This window comes from Pseudomonas monteilii, from assembly GCA_001534745.1.
Taxonomy (GTDB): domain Bacteria; phylum Pseudomonadota; class Gammaproteobacteria; order Pseudomonadales; family Pseudomonadaceae; genus Aquipseudomonas; species Aquipseudomonas alabamensis.
On the sequence record CP013997.1, the window covers coordinates 3,280,905 to 3,300,200 of the forward strand.

The 19,296-nt window shown below is 64.6% G+C and carries 14 protein-coding genes and 4 tRNA genes; 1 reads left to right on the forward strand and 17 read right to left on the reverse strand.

What is annotated here, in order from left to right; all coding sequences use genetic code 11:
- Positions 1-36: 36 nt before the first annotated feature.
- The 8 genes from APT63_13960 to APT63_13995 all read right to left on the reverse strand — a co-directional run bounded on the left by APT63_13960 (position 37) and on the right by APT63_13995 (position 6,793).
- Complete coding sequence (locus APT63_13960) at positions 37-1,479, reverse strand: magnesium transporter (protein ID AMA46639.1); 1,443 nt, start codon at positions 1,477-1,479, stop codon at positions 37-39.
- A gap of 363 nt (positions 1,480-1,842) precedes the next feature.
- A tRNA-Arg gene (locus APT63_13965) sits at positions 1,843-1,919 on the reverse strand.
- A 73-nt stretch (positions 1,920-1,992) separates the two neighbouring features.
- Positions 1,993-2,069 (reverse strand) — tRNA-Arg (locus APT63_13970).
- A 74-nt stretch (positions 2,070-2,143) separates the two neighbouring features.
- Positions 2,144-2,220 (reverse strand) — tRNA-Arg (locus tag APT63_13975).
- A 106-nt stretch (positions 2,221-2,326) separates the two neighbouring features.
- Positions 2,327-2,417 (reverse strand) — tRNA-Ser (locus APT63_13980).
- 72 nt (positions 2,418-2,489) lie between these two features.
- Positions 2,490-2,678: a carbon storage regulator gene (locus tag APT63_13985; GenBank protein ID AMA46640.1), complete on the reverse strand. Its 189-nt coding sequence runs from the start codon at positions 2,676-2,678 to the stop codon at positions 2,490-2,492.
- 171 nt (positions 2,679-2,849) lie between these two features.
- Positions 2,850-4,085 carry an aspartate kinase gene (locus APT63_13990; GenBank protein AMA46641.1) on the reverse strand — a complete coding sequence of 412 codons (1,236 nt, stop codon included), beginning with the start codon at positions 4,083-4,085 and terminating at the stop codon, positions 2,850-2,852.
- A gap of 83 nt (positions 4,086-4,168) precedes the next feature.
- Positions 4,169-6,793 (reverse strand): alanine--tRNA ligase, encoded by a 2,625-nt coding sequence (locus APT63_13995; GenBank protein AMA46642.1) that lies wholly within the window; start codon positions 6,791-6,793, stop codon positions 4,169-4,171.
- A gap of 557 nt (positions 6,794-7,350) precedes the next feature.
- Between APT63_13995 and APT63_14000 the strand changes: the two genes are divergently transcribed.
- Complete coding sequence (locus tag APT63_14000) at positions 7,351-8,523, forward strand: hemolysin-like protein (protein AMA46643.1); 1,173 nt, start codon at positions 7,351-7,353, stop codon at positions 8,521-8,523.
- Between the two features lie 52 nt (positions 8,524-8,575).
- On the opposite strand, the gene APT63_14005 is transcribed toward APT63_14000, so the two are convergent.
- The 9 genes from APT63_14005 to APT63_14045 all read right to left on the reverse strand — a co-directional run bounded on the left by APT63_14005 (position 8,576) and on the right by APT63_14045 (position 19,277).
- Complete coding sequence (locus APT63_14005; protein AMA46644.1) at positions 8,576-9,583, reverse strand: succinylglutamate desuccinylase; 1,008 nt, start codon at positions 9,581-9,583, stop codon at positions 8,576-8,578.
- 10 nt (positions 9,584-9,593) lie between these two features.
- A complete protein-coding gene (locus APT63_14010) occupies positions 9,594-9,884 on the reverse strand; it encodes a topoisomerase II (GenBank protein AMA46645.1) in 291 nt (96 codons plus the stop codon).
- A gap of 14 nt (positions 9,885-9,898) precedes the next feature.
- Positions 9,899-11,248 (reverse strand): succinylarginine dihydrolase, encoded by a 1,350-nt coding sequence (locus APT63_14015; protein AMA46646.1) that lies wholly within the window; start codon positions 11,246-11,248, stop codon positions 9,899-9,901.
- 46 nt (positions 11,249-11,294) lie between these two features.
- Positions 11,295-12,326, reverse strand: a complete 1,032-nt coding sequence (locus APT63_14020; GenBank protein AMA46647.1) for an arginine N-succinyltransferase — start codon at positions 12,324-12,326, stop codon at positions 11,295-11,297.
- A gap of 58 nt (positions 12,327-12,384) precedes the next feature.
- Positions 12,385-13,404 (reverse strand): arginine N-succinyltransferase, encoded by a 1,020-nt coding sequence (locus tag APT63_14025; protein ID AMA46648.1) that lies wholly within the window; start codon positions 13,402-13,404, stop codon positions 12,385-12,387.
- 121 nt (positions 13,405-13,525) lie between these two features.
- Complete coding sequence (argD, locus tag APT63_14030; GenBank protein AMA46649.1) at positions 13,526-14,746, reverse strand: acetylornithine aminotransferase; 1,221 nt, start codon at positions 14,744-14,746, stop codon at positions 13,526-13,528.
- 773 nt (positions 14,747-15,519) lie between these two features.
- Positions 15,520-18,177 carry an aminopeptidase N gene (gene pepN / locus APT63_14035; GenBank protein AMA46650.1) on the reverse strand — a complete coding sequence of 886 codons (2,658 nt, stop codon included), beginning with the start codon at positions 18,175-18,177 and terminating at the stop codon, positions 15,520-15,522.
- Positions 18,178-18,189: 12 nt separating this feature from the next.
- Positions 18,190-19,020, reverse strand: coding sequence for a hypothetical protein (locus APT63_14040; GenBank protein AMA46651.1), 831 nt, complete (start codon positions 19,018-19,020; stop codon positions 18,190-18,192).
- Positions 19,017-19,277, reverse strand: coding sequence for a hypothetical protein (locus APT63_14045; protein AMA46652.1), 261 nt, complete (start codon positions 19,275-19,277; stop codon positions 19,017-19,019). The genes APT63_14040 and APT63_14045 overlap by 4 nt, the downstream gene beginning before the upstream one ends.
- Positions 19,278-19,296: the final 19 nt, after the last annotated feature.

Sequence of the window (19,296 nt, forward strand, 5' to 3'; positions counted from 1 at the left end):
AAGCCAGCGAACGCTGGCTTTTTTCATGCCTGCCGATCAGAGCAGGAAGACAGTGGCCAAGCCCAGGAAGATGAAGAACCCGCCGCTGTCGGTCACCGCCGTGATCATCACGCTCGAGCCCATCGCCGGATCCCGCCCCAGGCGCACCAGGGTCATCGGAATCAATACTCCCATGAGCGCCGCCAGGAGCAGGTTGAGCGTCATGGCGGCGGTCATGACCACCCCCAGCGACCAACTGCCATAGAGCGCGAAGGCGACTGCGCCAATCACCCCACCCCAGACCACGCCATTGATCAGGGACACCGCCAGCTCCTTGCGCATCAGGCGCCGGGTGTTGCCGGGCGCCACCTGATCAAGCGCCATGGCGCGCACGATCATGGTGATGGTCTGGTTGCCCGAGTTGCCACCGATGCCAGCCACGATCGGCATCAGCGCTGCCAGCGCGACCAACTTCTCGATCGAGCCTTCGAACAGGCCGATGACCCGGGAGGCGACGAAGGCGGTGATCAGGTTGATGGCCAGCCAGGCCCAGCGGTTGCGCAGCGAGCGCCAGACCGAGGCGAAGATGTCTTCCTCTTCGCGCAGACCGGCCATGTTGAGCACTTCGCTCTCGCTTTCCTCACGGATCAGGTCGACCATCTCGTCGATGGTCAAGCGGCCGATCAGGCGGCCGTTCTTGTCCACGACCGGCGCCGACACCAAGTCATAGCGCTCGAACGCCTGGGCGGCCTCGTAGGCGTCCTCGTCCGGCACGAAGCTGACCGGATCGCTGGCCATGACGTCGGAGACCTGGCGCTCGGGATCGGTGACCAACAGGCGCTTGATCGGCAGCACGCCGCGCAGGATGCCGTCATGATCGACGACGAACAGCTTGTCGGTGTGTCCGGGCAGTTCTTTCAGACGGCGCAGGTAACGCAGGACCACTTCGAGGCTGACGTCTTCGCGAATGGTCACCATCTCGAAGTCCATCAGGGCGCCGACCTGGTCTTCCTCGTAGCTCAGGGCCGAGCGAACACGCTCACGCTGCTGCGCATCGAGGGTTTCCATCAGCTCATGGACGACGTCTCGCGGCAGCTCGGCGGCCAGGTCAGCGAGTTCGTCGGCATCCATTTCACGGGCCGCCGCCAGCAGCTCGTGATTGTCCATGTCCGCGATCAGCGTTTCACGCACTGCGTCCGACACTTCGAGCAGGATGTCGCCGTCACGGTCCGAGCGCACCAACTGCCAGACCGTCAGACGGTCTTCCAGCGGCAGCGCTTCGAGGATGTAGGCGATGTCGGCGGGGTGCAGGTCATCGAGCTTGCGCTGCAACTCGACGAGGTTCTGCCGGTGGACGAGGTGCTCCACCCGGTCCTGGTGATGACCTTCCTGACGATGGGTCAGGTCTTCGACGACGCGCTGGCGCTGCAGCAGCTCCACCACCTGGCCCAGACGGTCCTGCAGGCTTTCCTGCGCTTTCTTGACTTCTACTTCGGTCATAGGCGTACTCCACTCCCAGCAGTGGGGCACGCCGGGAGAATCAATCTGACGGATTCAGCTTGCTGAAAGGGTTTATTGAGTAACGACTGGGTAAGTCCATGGTGGGAGTCCACAAGCCCCGGCGGGGCTGACGGGCGCAATCATACACGGACTGCGCAGCCAGATCGCCTAAATTTTTTGGTGAAACAATCGTTTGCGTGTCAGTGATCTGACCAGGAAAACATCCATCGGTGCCCTCGATCGCGCAGGTCGATCGATAGACTATGGCGATTGAAGACGCACGAGAGGCAGAGGGTGTGACGAGACGGGTATGTTTGCCGCAGACAGCAAAAAGCCCGCGACAAGCGCGGGCTTTTCAGGATGTGGCGGACCCAAGAGGATTCGAACCTCTGACCGCTCGGTTCGTAGCCGAGTACTCTATCCAGCTGAGCTATGGGTCCGATACGGTAGTTTTAGACCAGATTACCACTGGTGGGATCACGCCGATCGACAAGCGACCAGCATCATCTTGTATGGCGGACCCAAGAGGATTCGAACCTCTGACCGCTCGGTTCGTAGCCGAGTACTCTATCCAGCTGAGCTATGGGTCCAGATCGGTAGTTTTAGACCAGATTACCACTGGTAATAATGACGCTGGCCTGACTGGCAGACCAGCTTCATTGTATGGCGGACCCAAGAGGATTCGAACCTCTGACCGCTCGGTTCGTAGCCGAGTACTCTATCCAGCTGAGCTATGGGTCCGTGTCTTGCCGCGCATTATAGGTCGCTTTACGTTTTTGGCAATCACTTTTTCGTTATACATCAACGACTTAAGTGTTTACCCGTTTGAAGCGCCCTACACGAATAATGGCGGTGAGGGGGGGATTCGAACCCCCGATACCCTTATGAGGTATACTCCCTTAGCAGGGGAGCGCCTTCGGCCACTCGGCCACCTCACCGCAACACGGGGCGTATAATAACCAGACCCCTCCCCGTTTGCAAACCCTTTTTTTAAAAAAACCTGAGAAAAATTAAAGGGTTGGTTCTTCGTCTTTCTCGTTCTTGATTCTCAGGTAGATTTCTTCACGGTGCACGGCGACTTCCTTGGGTGCGCTGACCCCGAGACGTACCTGGTTTCCTTTGACACCCAGGACGGTCACGGTGATCTCACCATCGCCAATGATCAAGCTCTCGGCGCACCGACGAGTCAAAATCAACATACGCTTTCCTCACGCAAATCATTTCAGGGATAACAGTCTTTGACGCTGTGGTCATGGCCTCACCTCGCGGGGTGTTCGCCATGGCCGAAACATGGCCGCCCTGGGTGATCGCTCGCCCCGGCGGCCAGAAACACGAAGGGCGCGGCAAGCCGCGCCCCTGAAGGCCGTCCTTCACTCACTCTGTCGCGACGGCGCGTCCAGCTCGAACGCCGTGTGCAGGGCGCGAACCGCCAGCTCGAGGTACTTCTCCTCGATCACCACCGACACCTTGATCTCGGAGGTGGAGATCATCTGGATGTTGATGCTCTCCTTGGCCAGCGCTTCGAACATGCGGCTGGCGACCCCGGCGTGCGAACGCATGCCGACGCCGACGATGGACACCTTGGCGATCTTCAGGTCGCCCGTGGTCTCGCGTGCGCCGATCTCGCGCGCCGTGTTCTGCAGCACCGACAGGGCCTTCTCGTACTCGTTGCGGTGTACGGTGAAGGTGAAGTCGGTGGTGTTATCGTGCGATACATTTTGCACGATCATGTCCACCTCGATGTTCGAGGCGCTGATCGGGCCGAGGATCTTGAACGCCACGCCCGGAGTGTCCGGCACGCCACGAATGGTCAGCTTGGCTTCATCGCGGTTGAAGGCGATACCGGAAATGATCGGCTGTTCCATGGATTCCTCTTCATCGATGGTGATGAGGGTCCCCGGACCCTCCTTGAAGCTGTGCAGCACGCGCAGCGGGACATTGTACTTGCCGGCGAACTCCACCGAACGGATCTGCAGGACCTTCGAGCCCAGGCTGGCCATTTCCAGCATTTCTTCGAAGGTGATCTTCTCCAGGCGGCGTGCTTGCGCCACGACCCGTGGGTCGGTGGTGTAGACGCCATCGACATCGGTGTAGATCTGGCACTCGTCGGCCTTCAGCGCCGCCGCCAGGGCCACGCCAGTGGTGTCCGAGCCGCCACGCCCCAGCGTGGTGATGTTGCCCTGCTCGTCGACACCCTGGAAACCGGCGACCACGACCACGCGACCGGCCTTGAGGTCGGCGCGAATCTTCTGGTCATCGATTTGCAGGATGCGCGCCTTGTTGTGCGCGCTGTCGGTCAGGATGCGGACCTGCGCGCCGGTGTAGGACACCGCCGCGACGCCGCGCTTGTTCAGCGCCATGGCCAGCAGGCCGATGGTGACCTGTTCACCGGTCGAGACGATCACGTCGAGTTCGCGCGGGTCCGGATGCTCGGTGACCTGCTTGGCCAGCTCGATCAGCCGGTTGGTTTCCCCGCTCATGGCCGACAGCACGACCACCAGGTCGTCGCCCGACTCGCGGAATTTCTTGACCTTGTCGGCAACCTGCTCGATCCGCTCGATGGATCCGACAGAGGTGCCGCCAAATTTCTGTACGATCAACGCCATTTCAAAGCTGCCTCAGCCCACGAAGGGCACCCAATAAACGATCCATGGTGCCGTGGCCCGTCATGCCTGACGGGCCACGTCCGTCAAAGCCCTTGCTCGACGAAAGGCACGGCCAGCGCCAGGGCCTGGTCGAGGGCCGCGACGTCGACGCCACCGCCCTGGGCCATGTCCGGGCGACCACCGCCCTTGCCGCCTACCGCCGCAGCGGCCTGCTTCATCAGTTCACCGGCCTTGAGTTGGCTGGAGAGGTCCTTGGTCACGCCGGCAACCAGCACGACCTTGCCCTCATGCTCGCTGCCCAGCAGGATCACTGCGTGGCCGAGCTTGTTCTTCAGCTGGTCGACGAGCGCCAGCAAGGCCTTGCCGTCCTGCCCATCCAGGCGTGCGGCCAGCACCTTGGCACCCTTGACGTCCTGCGCGGCACTGGAGAGATCGTCCCCTGCGGCGCTGGCGGCCTTGGCCTGCAGCTGTTCCAGTTGCTTTTCCAGCTGACGGTTGCGTTCGAGCACCGCCGACAGCTTGTCGATCAGGTTGTCGCGGTTGCCCTTGACCAGCTGCGCGACTTCCTTGACCTGTTCTTCGGCCGCATTGAGCCAGGCCAGCGCAGCTGCGCCGGTGACCGCCTCGATCCGGCGCACGCCCGAGGCGACGCCGCTTTCGCTGACGATCTTGAAGACGCTGATGTCACCGGTACGCTTGGCGTGGATACCGCCGCACAGCTCGACCGAGAAGTCGCCGCCCATGCTCAGCACGCGCACGGTGTCGCCGTACTTCTCGCCGAACAGGGCCATGGCGCCACGGCGCTTGGCGGTCTCGACGTCGGTTTCCTCAGTGAGCACCGGCGTGTTGCGACGCACTTCGCGGTTGACGATGTCTTCCAGTGCCTTGAGCTGCTCGGGCTTGATCGCCTCGAAGTGGCTGAAGTCGAAACGCAGGCGCTGGCTATCGACCAACGAACCTTTCTGCTGCACGTGATCGCCCAGCACCTGGCGCAGCGCGGCGTGCAGCAGGTGGGTGGCCGAGTGGTTCAGCGCGGTGGCCTGCTGCACGTCGGCGTCGACCTGGGTCTGGACCTGGGTGCCGACCTGCAGGTTGCCGCTGGCGACCACACCGTGGTGCAGGAAAGCGCCACCGGTCTTGGTGGTGTCACGCACGTCGAAGCGTACGTCGCCAGCCTGCAGATAGCCCATGTCGCCGATCTGGCCACCGGACTCGGCATAGAACGGCGTGCGGTCGAGCACGACCACGCCCTGCTCGCCTTCGCCCAGGTGCTCGACCGCGGCACCGTCCTTGTACAGCGCGACCACACGGGCCTCGCCTTCGGTGGCGGCATACCCCAGGAACTCGGTGGCCACATCGACCTTGACCAGACTGTTGTAGTCCATGCCGAAGGCACTGGCCGAACGGGCGCGTTCGCGCTGGGCGTTCATTTCCTGCTCGAAGCCGGCTTCATCGATGGTCAGGCTACGCTCGCGCGCGATGTCGGCGGTCAGGTCCATCGGGAAGCCATAGGTGTCGTACAGCTTGAACACCACGTCGCCCGGTACCACGTCGCCCTGCAGCTGGCTCAGGTCCTGCTCGAGGATGCGCAGGCCCTGCTCCAGGGTCTTGGCGAACTGCTCCTCTTCGGCTTTCAGGACGCGTTCGATGTGCGCCTGCTGGCTCTTGAGTTCGGGGAAGGCCTCGCCCATCTCGGCCACCAGCGCGGCGACGATCTGGTAGAAGAAGCTGCCCTTGGCACCGAGCTTGTTACCGTGGCGGCATGCCCGGCGAATGATGCGACGCAGCACGTAGCCACGGCCTTCGTTGGAGGGCAGCACACCGTCGGCGATCAGGAAGCCGCAGGAACGGATATGGTCGGCCACGACCTTGAGCGAGGCCTGGGCCTCGTTCTGGCAGCCGATGGCCTGGGCAGAAGCGGCGAGCAGGTTCTGGAACAGGTCGATCTCGTAGTTCGAGTGCACGTGCTGCAGCACGGCGCTGATGCGCTCCAGGCCCATGCCGGTGTCCACCGACGGTGCGGGCAATGGGTGCAGCACGCCGTCGGCGGTGCGGTTGAACTGCATGAAGACGTTGTTCCAGATCTCGATGTAGCGGTCACCGTCTTCTTCCGGCGAACCGGGTGGGCCGCCCCAGATGTCGGCGCCGTGATCGTAGAAGATCTCGGTGCACGGGCCGCACGGGCCGGTGTCGCCCATGGTCCAGAAGTTGTCGGACGCATAAGGCGCGCCCTTGTTGTCGCCGATGCGCACCATGCGCTCGGCCGGCACGCCGATCTCCTGGGTCCAGATGTCGTAGGCCTCGTCGTCGGTGGCGTAGACGGTGACCCACAGCTTGTCCTTGGGCAGGCCCAGCCACTGTTCCGAGGTCAGGAAGGTCCAGGCGAAGGTGATCGCGTCACGCTTGAAGTAGTCACCGAAGCTGAAGTTGCCGAGCATCTCGAAGAACGTGTGATGGCGCGCGGTGTAGCCGACGTTTTCCAGGTCGTTGTGCTTGCCGCCGGCACGCACGCACTTCTGGCTGCTCACGGCGCGGGTGTAGGCGCGCTTTTCCTGGCCCAGGAAGCAGTCCTTGAACTGGTTCATGCCGGCATTGGTGAACAGCAGGGTGGGGTCGTTGTTCGGAATCAGCGAACTGGAGGCGACGCGGGTATGCCCTTGCTCTTCGAAGAAGCGAAGGAAGGCTTCACGGATTTCTGCGCTTTTCATAGATTCTTCCACGGAAACGGCGGCCTTGAGGCAAGGCAAAGGGCCGCATTATATCGGTCCTGCAGTCTCGGTGCAGTGTTTATACGACAGAAACAGTCGTTTGGACGGTTTTTCAGGCCATGCCGGTGCCAACGATGCACCGCGATGCTAAAGCCTGCTTTTCACGCCTGGCAAGTCATCGCCTGCCCTGCCCCCTGCACGACGCATGTTGTGGGGGCTTGCCCGCGATGCACGCGGTGACGGACCGGACGCTATCGCGGGCAAGCCCGCTCCCACAAGCTGCTTGCCCAGCCATGCCTGCACCGACGACTGCAAAGGTCTGGGTGGGAGCTGGCTTGCCAGCGATAGGGCCCTGTCAGGCGCCGCCTGCGTCGCGGGCAAGCCCAGGCGTGGTCATGGGTAGGCGACCCTGGAAATCGATGGCGAATTCTCCCACCCCCTGCCCTGCCCCAAGGCGCCGCACTAGATAACTACCTCGTACCTGCCTGCCAGGGCCCTAGCCTGGAGTCCCCGGCCGCTGTCGGCCAGGGACAGTCCAACGCCAACGAGGTCATCCCATGAACCCCAACCCGACGTATTTCATTTCTGGAAGAACCAGCGGCTACGCCCAGTGGAAGGAAACCTTCAGCGCCGAGCAGACGCTGCATCGGCTGCTGGAATACCGCGACGACAAGCTGGACATCTACCTGGAGCAGGTCTGGAACAAGGACGGCCAGACACCCACCCGCCACCACATGGTGCTTGAAAGCAAGACGCCAGGCGCGATCATCGATGTCACCCCTTATGACTGCCACCTGCTGGCCGTGATCAACGGCAGGCGCTTCGTGCTGGCGCCCACCCCCGCGCAGACGCTCATCATCAACACCGTGAACGGCCCGACGCGCATCAACGTGGCGGACGAGGTGAACACGCCCGTGCTCATCCAGACCGAGAACGGTAGCAGCAGCATCAAGACCGGAGGCGGGATCACGGAAGTGTTCACCGGCAAGGGTGACATCGACATCACCGTGGGCCAGGGGCTCGCCTTCATCCTCAGCGCCTCGGACACGTGCCGCATCCAGGGCAACGTGCTGATCGACAACCCTCACGGCTCGGGTATCTATGCGCGCCAGCGTCCCGGCGACGCGCGTTTCGAAGCGCCGCTGGCACCGTCGCTGGCCACCCTCGCCCAACACACCTTCCACATCAAGGGCGATGCTCGCTTCGTCCAGGCCGTGGAAAACCACCTCACCTTCCTGCGCCATACCCGCTGTGGTCAGCAACTGTTGACCCAGTTGGCCAAGCGCTCCTGGATCCAGGTCAGCGAGACGCCCCATGCGACCCGGTTCGACGTCTCGGTGTCGGACCCTTCCGAAGAAGATCACCACCTGCAACAGGATGCGCAAGGGCAATGGACGGCAGGATGGCCCGCCGAGGGCGGCTACCTGGCGCTGAACCTGACGCGCTCGGACAGCGACAACCTGCCGCTGCTGGACTTCTATCGCTGCCTGTGCGAAGCCTACAATGCCTTCACCGGCACCACCATTCCGGGCCTGGCGACGGTGGACACCTATGACTACCGGGCGGTCGAGGTCGCCAAGGCACACCTGCAAGCGATTGGCCTGGAAACGGACGTGTTCTACGATTTCGACCAGAACCCTGCCACAGCGCCTACCGACACCAACCCTTCACCCTTCACCGAGAATGCGCTGCGCGTCGAACTGGGCCTTCCACGCCGCCGCTACTACTGAGTCGCCCCCTCGGACCGGAACGCACGGCGGCATCGCCCCGTGCGTTTCCTCGTCATCCCAGCCGCTGCCCGGCATCCGGCACGACCAGAAGCCCTGCCGTCGAACCGTTGCGCGCCTTGGGATCGGGAAACAGAAGACGCGTGCCCTCCTCCTCCACCACCCACCGTGTTCCGGCCAGGTCCTCGGCCAGCAGCACGCCCGGACTGAGTTCGGTGAAATGTGCGATATCGGCCGGTACGTGCAGGCGAAAGTTGTCGCTGTACTTGACGATTTCACGGGCGACACTGAAGAGCTGCACGCCGTCCAGCGAGTCGTCGCATGGCGGCTGGGTCGCCTCGATGAGACACGCCAGCCACGCCTGCCACGCGTCGACGATGGCCGTCTGGCGTTGGGCCGAGACATGGGCCTGACCCAACTCGAGGGTGAAGGCCTCGGCTCTCAACTGTTCGTAGGTGAAGGCACTGAAGGTCGCCGAGGGCTTGTCTTGCAGCAGCACCGCCTGCACCCCGGCCGACGCCAGGCGTGCCAGTTCACGACGCGAATGCGCACGTCCGGGCTGGAAAGGGTATACCGCGAAGCGCTCGAACACCGAACCGCGAACGGTCGTGTGCAGGTCGTAATGCAGACGGCTGCGCCCCGGGAGGCTGAAAAAGCCCCGGGCGATCTGCTCCAGTTCGGCGACACGCAGGGCCTCCACGCCACTGGACTGCGCATGACGACCGTTGAACAGGCGGTTGGCGTCCTGCTCGATGAAGGGCTTGCCCGCGCGGATCGCCGCGGGATTGCCGAACAGGAACAGCACGCGCACCCTGGGTATCAGCGTGCCGCTGGCGATACCGTGCAACAGCCGCTCGAGCAGCTCGACGGGCGCCGTCTCATGACCATGGATGCCGGCGGACAACATCAGGTCCAACCCGCAGTGCGCAGGCTCGGCCGGACACACCTCGAGCGCACCTTCGGCCAGCCAGCGCAAGCGCACGCCCTTGACAGTCACTTGAGTCTTCTCGGCCGGTTCGTGGCCGGAGAGCGTCAGTTCAAGCAATTTGCCCAGGGCGAGCATGGACGCCTCCTCAGTGATGGTGCCCGCAATCAGGGCCGTGCACGTGGTCGTCGTCTTCGCCCGCCTCGGCAGGCTCCATCTCCAGCTGCAGGCTGACCAGGTTGGTGGCCATGGGGCGCAGCAACAGGTTGGCGTACTCGGTATCGCCCTCCTCGACGTCCACCCCGATCAGCAACTGACCGCGGCCATCCTGCTGGATCCACACCTCCTTGCCTTGCCAGACCACCGCCATGCGGGTGCAGGACGTTTCCAACTGGGTGCCGTCGTCGTCTTCGAGGATCAGGCGCAGGGCATCGGACATATCGGGTTCTCTCTTCAAGGGTGACATTGGAAAGGATAGACGCTGCCCAGGCACAGGAGCTGGGTCAGTTCGTCGAGCGCGGTACGGCATTCGTCCAGCAGGCTCGGGTCGGCCAGGTCCGATTCGCTCAGGCGGTCGCGGTAATGCCGGTCGACCCAGTGCAGCAAGGTGTCGTACAGCGCCGGGGTCATGATAACCCCTGGGTTGACCGCCGCCAGTTCGGCGTCCTTGAGCGCGACCCGTAGTCGCAGGCACGCCGGGCCCCCACCGTTCTGCATGCTCTGCTTGAGGTCGATGGCCTTGACCTCGGTGATCGGGCCTTCGTCGGCCAGTACCTGCTGCAGGTAGGTCCAGACGCGCGGGTGGTGACGGCACTCGTCGGGCACCAGCAGCAGCATCGACCCGTCGGCACGGCTCAGCAGCTGACTGTTGAACAGGTAGGACCGTACGGCGTCCTCGACCGGCACGGCCGCCCGTGGCACCTGCACCGAACGCAGGACACCGCCGAGCCGGTCCAGACCGTCGCGCAATTGCGCCAGCACCGCGTCGCCGTCGAGGAACGCATCCTGGTGGTGGAACAGCACGTCGCCACTGCCCACGGCGATCACATCGTTGTGGAACACGCCCTGATCGATCACGGCGGGATTCTGCTGGGCATAGATCACACGCGCCGGATCCAGGCCATGCAGCCGGGCCACCGCCTGGGACGCTTCGAGGGTCTGGCGGGCGGGATAGCGCTGCGGGGCCGGGTAGCGTGCGTCGAACGCACTGCGTCCGAACACGAAGAACTCGAGCCCTGGCTCGCCGTGGTCGCGGCACAGCCGGGTGTGGTTGGCGGCGCCTTCGTCGCCGAACTGCATGACCGCTGGCAAGGCCGGGTGATGGGCGAAATGCGCCGGGTCGGCGAACATGGCGGCCAGGACGCGGCTGGTGGTCGGGTGCTCCAGGCTGCGATGGTACTTGCAGTTGAGGTTGGCCGCGGTGAAATGCACGCGCCCGTCGGCCGTGTCGGCGCTGGGGCTGACGGTGGCGGCATTGGCGACCCACATGCTCGAGGCCGAGCAGCTGGCGAGCAGCAGCGGCATCGCCTCGCGCGCGGCCTGCCGCACCACCTCGGCATCGCTGCCGCCGAACCCCAGGCGCCGCAGGGTGGCGATGTCCGGGCGCTCCTGCGGTGCCAGGACACCTTGCACGAAGCCCAGGTCCATCAGCGTCTTCATCTTCGCCAGCCCTTGGCGCGCCGCTTCACGCGGATTGGACGCCTGCTGGCTGTTGCGCTGCGAGGCGACGTTGCCCTGGGACAGGCCGCCGTAGTTGTGGGTCGGCCCGACCAGGCCGTCGAAATTCACTTCATGGGCCTTCATCGTGCGCCCTCGCCCGCGCAGGCTCGACGGTTCCAGGTGCGGCACTTCACGCCTGCGACTCCCGCCCCGACGACATTGGCACCGCGCGGACATGATCGCCCGCGCCCAGGCGCAGACGCCGGGCGGTGAGCGGATCGACCACCAGGGTGCCGGCCGCCAGGCGGGCCGGCGCCGCTGCGATGCGGCAGGCCTCGCGCTTGCGGTTGTGGATCAGGTAGACCGGCGCATCGTCGCCTGGCGTGCCGATCGCCAGCACCAGGGTCTGGCTGTCACGCACGGCGCGGATCTTGCCGGTCTCGCACTCGATCGCCGGCCCGGCATCGAAGATATCGACGTAGCCCTGGTAGTTGAAGCCCTCGCCGCTGAGAATGCTCAGCGCCGGCTGGGTGTCGGCGTGCACCTGGCCGATGACCTCGCGGGCCGCCGGCGACAGGAAGCACGTGTACAGCGGGAAGCGCGGCATCAGCTCGGCGATGAACGACTTGTTGCCGACGCCGGTGAGGTAGTCGGCCTGGCTGAACTCCATCTTGAAGAAGTGCCGCCCCAGGCTTTCCCAGAACGGCGAGCGGCCCGCCTCGTCGCAGATCCCGCGCATCTCGGCCATGACCTTGCGCCCGAACAGCTCGGGGAATTCGGCGATGAACAGCAAGCGCGCCTTGGACAGCAGCCGCCCGTTCAGGCCACTGCGGTGCTCGCTATGCAGGAACAGCGAACACAGCTCGGCGTTGCCGGTCAGGTCGTTGGCCAGGAACAGGGTGGGAATTTCCCGGAAGATGTTCAATTCGTGGGACGCGCTGACCGTCAGGCCGACCCGGAAGTTGTAGCATGGCTCGCGCAGGCCGACGCCGCCGGCGATGGCGCTGATGCCCACCACCAGGCCCTCGTCGTCCTCGAGCACGAACAGGTAATCGGTATCGGGACGCTCGGCCTGCCCGGCGAAGCTCTTCTCGGCCCAGGTGATGCGCTGGGCCAGACGCTCTTCGTTGGCCGGCAAGGTGGTCAGCCCGGTCTTGCCGGTGCTGCGCGCCAGCTCGATCAGCGCCGGCAGGTCGCTGCTGCGTACGGGACGAACGATCATGCTCTCTCCTTGTGCGGCGCCGGGCGGCTGCCGCGAAACTCGGCCTGGGCCACAGGCATCAGACGGCCACCAGACGCACGTACGCACCGGCGTCGAGCAGCAGGGCATCGGCGCTCTGACGGTCGAGCGTGACCGGCTGGCCAGGCGTCCAGTCCAGCTTCAGCAGTACCGCGCGAAACTCCTGCAGCTGGCCGTTGCTGACCAGGTAGGCCCGGCTGCCCGCCGTCGCCTGTTCGACGATGTCGACCGGCACCGACTGGCTCTGGGCGATCGAACGGATGCCGGACACCCGCGCATGCAAGGTCGGGCCACCGTCGAAGATGTCGACATAATGCTCGGCCTCGAAGCCTTCGCGCATGAGGATGTCGAAGGTGATCTGCGCCCGCGGGTGCACCAGGCCCATGGCCTCCTGGGCAGCGTCGGGCAGCAGCGGCACGTAAATCGGGTAATGGGGCATCAGCTCGGCCAGGAACGTGCGGCTCTTGAGCCCGCAGAGGCGCTCGGCCTCGGCATAGTGCATGTCGAAGAAGTGCCGCCCGATGGCATCCCAGAACGGCGACTGACCCTGCTCGTCGCTGTGCCCGACGATCTCGGTCACCACCGACTCGGCGAAGCGCTCCGGGTGATCGGCCATGAACAGCAGCCGCCCGCGCGAGTTGAGTTCGGCCCAGACCGACTCGACATGCTCGGGCACCACGTAGAAGCTGGTCAGCAGGCTGTTGCCGGTCAGGTCGTGACACAGCGACAGCACATGGATCTTGTTGTGGATCTTCAGCTCGCGCGAGGCGTGCATGAAGGTCTCGTTGCGAAAGCTGTAGAACGGCTCGGAATACCCGGCCGAGGCGACGATCGCCGAACAGCCGGCCAGGGCGCCGGTGGCGGTGTCCTCGAGGACGAAGAAATAGCTTTCCTCGCCGTTGAAGCTGACTTCGGCGGCGAACGAGGCTTCCGACGCGGCGATCTTGTCGCCCAGCCGGGTCGCGTCGTCGGGCAACGAGGTGACACCCACCGGGCTATCGGCGGCCATGCGCTGCACATCGTTCAGGTCAGCCATCTGCGCAGGGCGCATCACCAGCATGGTGTCACTCCTTTGAAAGCACACACCGCCGCAGCGGCGCGAGGGGTGGCGGCCTTTTGGCAGAGGTCGCCATGAAGATTCGGTCACTGCCACCTCCCGCAAGGGCGGCGGCATCCGTCGATCAGCGCTGGGTCAAGGTGGCGACGGCGCGCTCGAACCGGTCCAGGCCTTCGTCGATGTCGGCGTCCTCGATCACCAGGCTCGGGGCGAACCGCACCACATCCGGGCCGGCCTGCAGGACCATCAGGCCCTCGGCCTCGGCGGCGTCCAGCACCTGCTTGGCCTTGCCCTTCCACGGCTCGGCCAGGACGCAGCCGATCAGCAGGCCCAGCCCGCGGACCTGGCTGAACAGACCGTAATGCTCACCGATCTGCGCCAGGCGGGTGCTGAACCGGTCGTGCTTGGTGCGGATCGCCGCCAGCGCCTGGGGCGTGTTGATCACGTCCAGTACCGCGCAGGCCACGGCGCACCCGAGCGCGTTGCCGCCGTAGGTGGTGCCATGGGTGCCGACCGCCAGGTGACTGGCCAAGGCCTCGGTGGTGAGCATGGCGCCGATCGGGAAGCCGCCGCCCAGGCTCTTGGCGCTGGTGAGGATGTCCGGCGTCACGCCGTAGTGCTGATAGGCGTACAGCGAGCCGGTGCGGCCGACGCCGGTCTGCACTTCGTCGAAGATCAGCAGGGCATCGTGCTGGTCGCACAGGGCCCGCGCGCCTTCCAGGTAAGCCTGGTCGGCCGGTACCACGCCGCTCTCGCCCTGGATCGGTTCGATGACCACGGCGCAGGTCTTGTCGGAGATCTGCGCCTTCAAGGCCTCCAGGTCGTTGTACGGCACATGACTGATGCCGGTGATCTTCGGCCCGAAGCCATCGGAGTACTTCGGCTGGCCGCCAACGCTGACGGTGAACAGGGTACGCCCGTGGAAGCTGTTGAGGGTGGCGATGATCTCGTGCTTTTCAGGGCCGAAACGGTCGTGGGCGACCCGCCGGGCGAGCTTGAACGCGGCCTCGTTGGCCTCGGCGCCGGAGTTGCAGAAGAACGCGCGGTCGGCGAAGGTCGCCTCGACCAGCTTGCGCGCCAGGCGCAGGGCCGGCTCGTTGGTGAAGACGTTGGACACGTGCCACAGGGTATTGGCTTGATCGGTCAAGGCCTTGACCAGGGCCGGATGGGCATGCCCGAGCGCATTGACCGCGATGCCGCCAGCGAAGTCGATCAGCTCGCGCCCCGACTGATCCCAGACGCGCGAACCCTCGCCACGCACCGGAATGAACCCGGCGGGCGCGTAATTGGGGACCATCACCTGGTCGAAATCGGCACGGTGCACCGGGGCTTGCTCAACGGACATCGGAGTCTCCTGAAGCGGACCGCTGGCCTGGGTCGGCGAGCGTTGGGGGGATTGTAGGGACTGCTTGGCGGCTGGCCTTGTCGTCAAGCGACAACTTGTTACAGCGCCATACGCGGTTTTACCAAAGGTTATGGTAATGCGACAAATAATGTCACAGATGCGCAGTGTAATGGGTTGTGTGGGGGGATGGGAGGGGGCTGCAAAGGCCTGGTCGAAAAAGGCTCCAGTCCATGGCAAGGCGTGCTCAGCCAGGCAGGGTTGAAGGGATGCAATCCACTCTGCAAGACCGTACTTGCCTGTAAGGCAGGCAGTGTCTGCTCGGGCCCTATCGCTGGCAAGCCAGCTCCCACAGGGCCCCCTGCAGTCTCCCAACAAACAGGGCTGTGCAAGCATCCTGTGGGAGCGGGCTTGCCTGCAAGGCAGGCAGTGTCTGCTCGGGCCCTATCGCTGGCAAGCCAGCTCCCACATGGCTCCCTGCAGCCTCTCAACAAGCAGGGCTGTGCGAGCATCCTGTGAGAGCGGGCTTGCCTGCAAGGCAGGCAGTGTCTGCTTGGGCCCTATCGCTGGCAAGCCAGCTCCCACACGGCCCCCTGCAGTCTCCCAACAAGCAGGGCTGTGCAAGCATCCTGTGGGAGCGGGCTTGCCCGCGATGCAGGCGACGCTGGATCGGACCCTGCGCTGGCCAGCCAGCTCCGAGCCCAATCCACGGCTACCTGTCAGAAGGAGGCATGGCTGTCCAGGTCGAGAAGCGCTACCCGGCCAACCCTCCCCTCTTACGCCAGGCTCTTGCTCACCACCTCGTACACATCGCTGGACAGCGCGCCGGAGGCGAGAATCCGCTCCAATTCGCCCTTCATCAGCGCCTGACGCTGCTCGCCGTACTTGCGCCAGCGGGTCAGCGGGGCCAGCAGTCGCGAGGCGATCTGCGGGTTGAGCGCGTTCAGCTCGATCACCAGGTCGGCCAGGAAGCGATAGCCCGATCCATCGATCGCATGGAAGTTGATCAGGTTCTGCCCGGCGAAGGCACCGATCAGCGCCCGCACCTTGTTCGGGTTCTTCAAGGTGAACGCCGGGTGCTGCATCAACGCCTTGACCCGCGCCAGCCCGCCAGGCTGCGTGCTCGCCGCCTGGACGCTGAACCACTGGTCCATGACCAGCGGGTTGTCCTTGAAGTGCTCGGCGAAGCTTTCCAGTGCCTTGGCCCGCTCTGCCTCGAACGGCGAATTGACCAGCACGGCCAGCGCGGTCAAACGCTCGGTCATGTTGTCGCACTGGTCGAACTGCTCCAGGGTCGCCTCCAGCACCTGGGGCTTGCCGCTGAGCATCAGATACGACAACGCGATGTTCTGCAGGCTGCGACGGGCGAAGTGTTCGGCAGCGGCCACATACGGGGTGGCACGCGAGACCTCGCGGTTGGCCTGGTAGCGTGCCCACAGGGCATCGAACAGCTGCGTGGCGATCTGCTGGCGAGCGAACTCGCGCGCCGCGTGGATGGCGTCCACGTCGGCCACCTGGCTGATCTCGGTGAGATAGGCCTCACCCGGCAGCGAGAGCATCTCGGCGACCATTGCCGGATCCAGTGATACGTTACCGAGCACGGTACCCAGCGCGGTGATCAGGCGCGGGTCGAGCGCCAGCGCTTCGCCGCGCTGGTGCTGGCCGATCAACTCCTGCAACACCTGCACCGACAGCTGCTGACCGGCCTCCCAGCGGTTGAACCCATCGCTGTCATGCTGCATCAGGAACATCAGCTGGTCGCGGTCGTACGGGAAGCTCAGCTTGACCGGCGCGCTGAAACCACGCAGCAGCGAGGGCAGCGGCTTGGCCGCCAGGCCCTCGAAGGTGAAGGTCTGCTCGGCCTCGGTCACCGACAGCACACGGCTGCCATGGATCGCGTCCGACTCGCCCACCAGGCGCAGCGGCAGGTCACGGCCTTCGGCATCCAGCAGGCCCAGCTCGACCGGGATCACGAACGGTTGCTTCTCGGCCTTGTCGGGCGTCTGCGGGTAGCCTTGGCGGAAGATCAGGCTGTAACGCTGGGTCGCCTCATCGTACTGCTCGCTGACCTCCAGGCGTGGCGTGCCAGCCTGGGTGTACCAGCGCTTGAACTGGGTCAGGTCGACCCCGTTGGCGTCTTCCATGGCCTGGATGAAATCGTCGCAGGTCACGGCCTGACCGTCATGACGCTCGAAGTACAGGTCGCTGCCCTTGCGGAAGCCTTCGGCGCCCAGCAGGGTGCTGACCATGCGCACGACTTCAGCGCCCTTCTCGTACACCGTCAGGGTGTAGAAGTTGGAGATCTCGATGAAGCTGTCCGGGCGCACCGGGTGGGCCATGGGGCCGGCATCCTCGGCGAACTGGTGGGTGCGCAGGTAGGCGACGTCCTCGATGCGCTTGACCGTGCGCGAGTTCATGTCGGCGCTGAACTCGGCGTCGCGGAACACCGTGAAGCCTTCCTTGAGCGACAGCTGGAACCAGTCGCGGCAGGTGACACGGTTGCCCGACCAGTTGTGGAAGTACTCGTGCGCGACCACGGCCTCGACCCGCTGGTGGGCGGCGTCCGTGGCGGTTTCGGCACGGGCCAGCACACAGCTGGAGTTGAAGATGTTCAGGCCCTTGTTTTCCATGGCGCCCATATTGAAGTCGTTGACCGCGACGATCATGAAGATGTCCAGGTCGTACTCGCGGCCATAGACCTCCTCGTCCCAGCGCATCGATTTCTTCAGGCTGACCATGGCGTGGTCGCACTTGTCGATGTTCTCCGGCTCGACATAGATGCGCAGGGCCACGTCACGCCCGGACTGGCGAGTGAAGGTGTCCTCCACGCACCAGAGGTCGCCGGCCACCAGGGCGAACAGGTAGGCCGGCTTGACGAACGGGTCTTCCCAGGTCGCCCAGTGCCGACCGTCTTCGGCCGGGCCATGGCCGATCGGGTTGCCGTTGGACAGCAGGATCGGGTAACGCTGCTGCTCGGCGATCACCGTGGTGGTGAAGCGGCTCATCACGTCCGGACGGTCGAGGTAGTAGGTGATCTTGCGGAAGCCCTCGGCCTCGCACTGGGTGCAGAACATCGTGCCGGACTTGTACAGCCCCTCGAGCGCGGTGTTGGTCTCCGGGTGGATCTTCACGCTGGTGTCGAGCACGAACCGCTCGGCGCTCGGCTGCAGGGTCAGGCTGTCGGCGTCCACCTGGTACTCGCCGGCCTCCAACGAACGGTCGTCCAGCTGCACCGACAGCAGCTCCAGCTGCTGGCCGTCCAGCACCAGCGGCGGCAGCCCGGCCCCGCGCGCCGGGTTGCGGCGCAGGATCAGTTGCGCGTGCACCAGGCTGTGGTCTTCGAACAGCTCGAAAGTCAGGTGCGTCTCGTCGATCAGGTAGTCGGGCGCCTGGTAGTCCTTGAGGTAGATCACGTGCGGTTGTGCGGTAGGCATGCGGCGGTCCTTTTACTGAAGCACGGCGAGCTGGTAGGCCGTGTACTTGCGAATGTTGATCACACCGGTGTCGAAGATCAGGTACTGGCCCTTGATGCCCTTCAGCGTGCCTTCGACCACCGGGTTCTTGTCCAGGTTGAAGCTGACCACCTTGGTCGGGTAGGCCTCGACCGGATAGCGCATCTGCACCACCTCGGCATCGGGCAGCAGCTGGATGGCCTGCAGGCCGAACCGGTCCTGCAAGGCGCGCAGGCCTTCGCCGCAGGTGTCGAGCAACTGGTCGCGAAGGGCCGGCAGGTCGAGTACTTCGGCCTCGCCCTTGAGCAGCGTGCGCCAGTTGGTGCGGTCCGATACCTGGGTGCGCAGCAGGTCTTCGACCAGGCCCGACTGCTGACGGGTGGCCACGCGCAGGATCGGCAGCGCCTGGCTGGCGCCCTGGTCGAGCCAGCGGGTCGGCAGCTGGGTGGCCCGGGTGATGCCGACCTTGATGCCGGACGAATTGGCCAGGTACACCACATGGTCGGTCATGCAGAACTGCTCGCCCCAGGACGGGTCACGGCAGGTACCGGCGTCGTAGTGGCAGCGCTCCGGCGCCATGATGCAGACATCGCACTGGGCCAGCTGAGTCATGCACGGGTAGCAGTAGCCCTGACTGAAGCTGGTCTTGGTCCGCCGCCCGCAATGGGTACAGTGGATGGCGCCCAGGTATTCGAGGCGCAGGCGCTGGCCGATCAGCGGGTTGACCGCGACCTCGTGATCGCCAAGGCGAAAGTGGTACTGCACGACAGGCGCGTCGAGGCGCGCGGTCATCTTGCTCAACGAGCCACGAGCGAGTTCGATCAATGTACCGAGTCCGACTTGAACAGGATGTTGGGGATGGGCGTGGACTTCGACGAACATTCCTGGACGCCCATGTAGCCGGTGCGCTGGTCCTCGGGCAGGTTCTGCAGTTCCCAGGCGATCACCGCCTGCATCGACAGCTCCTTCTGCTCCTGGGTCAGGCGCCGGCCATCGGACCACTTGCCCAGCTCCACGGCCGTCTTCAGGCTTTCGTAGATTTCCGGGGTGATGTTTTCGATCATTTGCGTGAAGGTGGACATGGCGTCTCCAGAAAGCCTG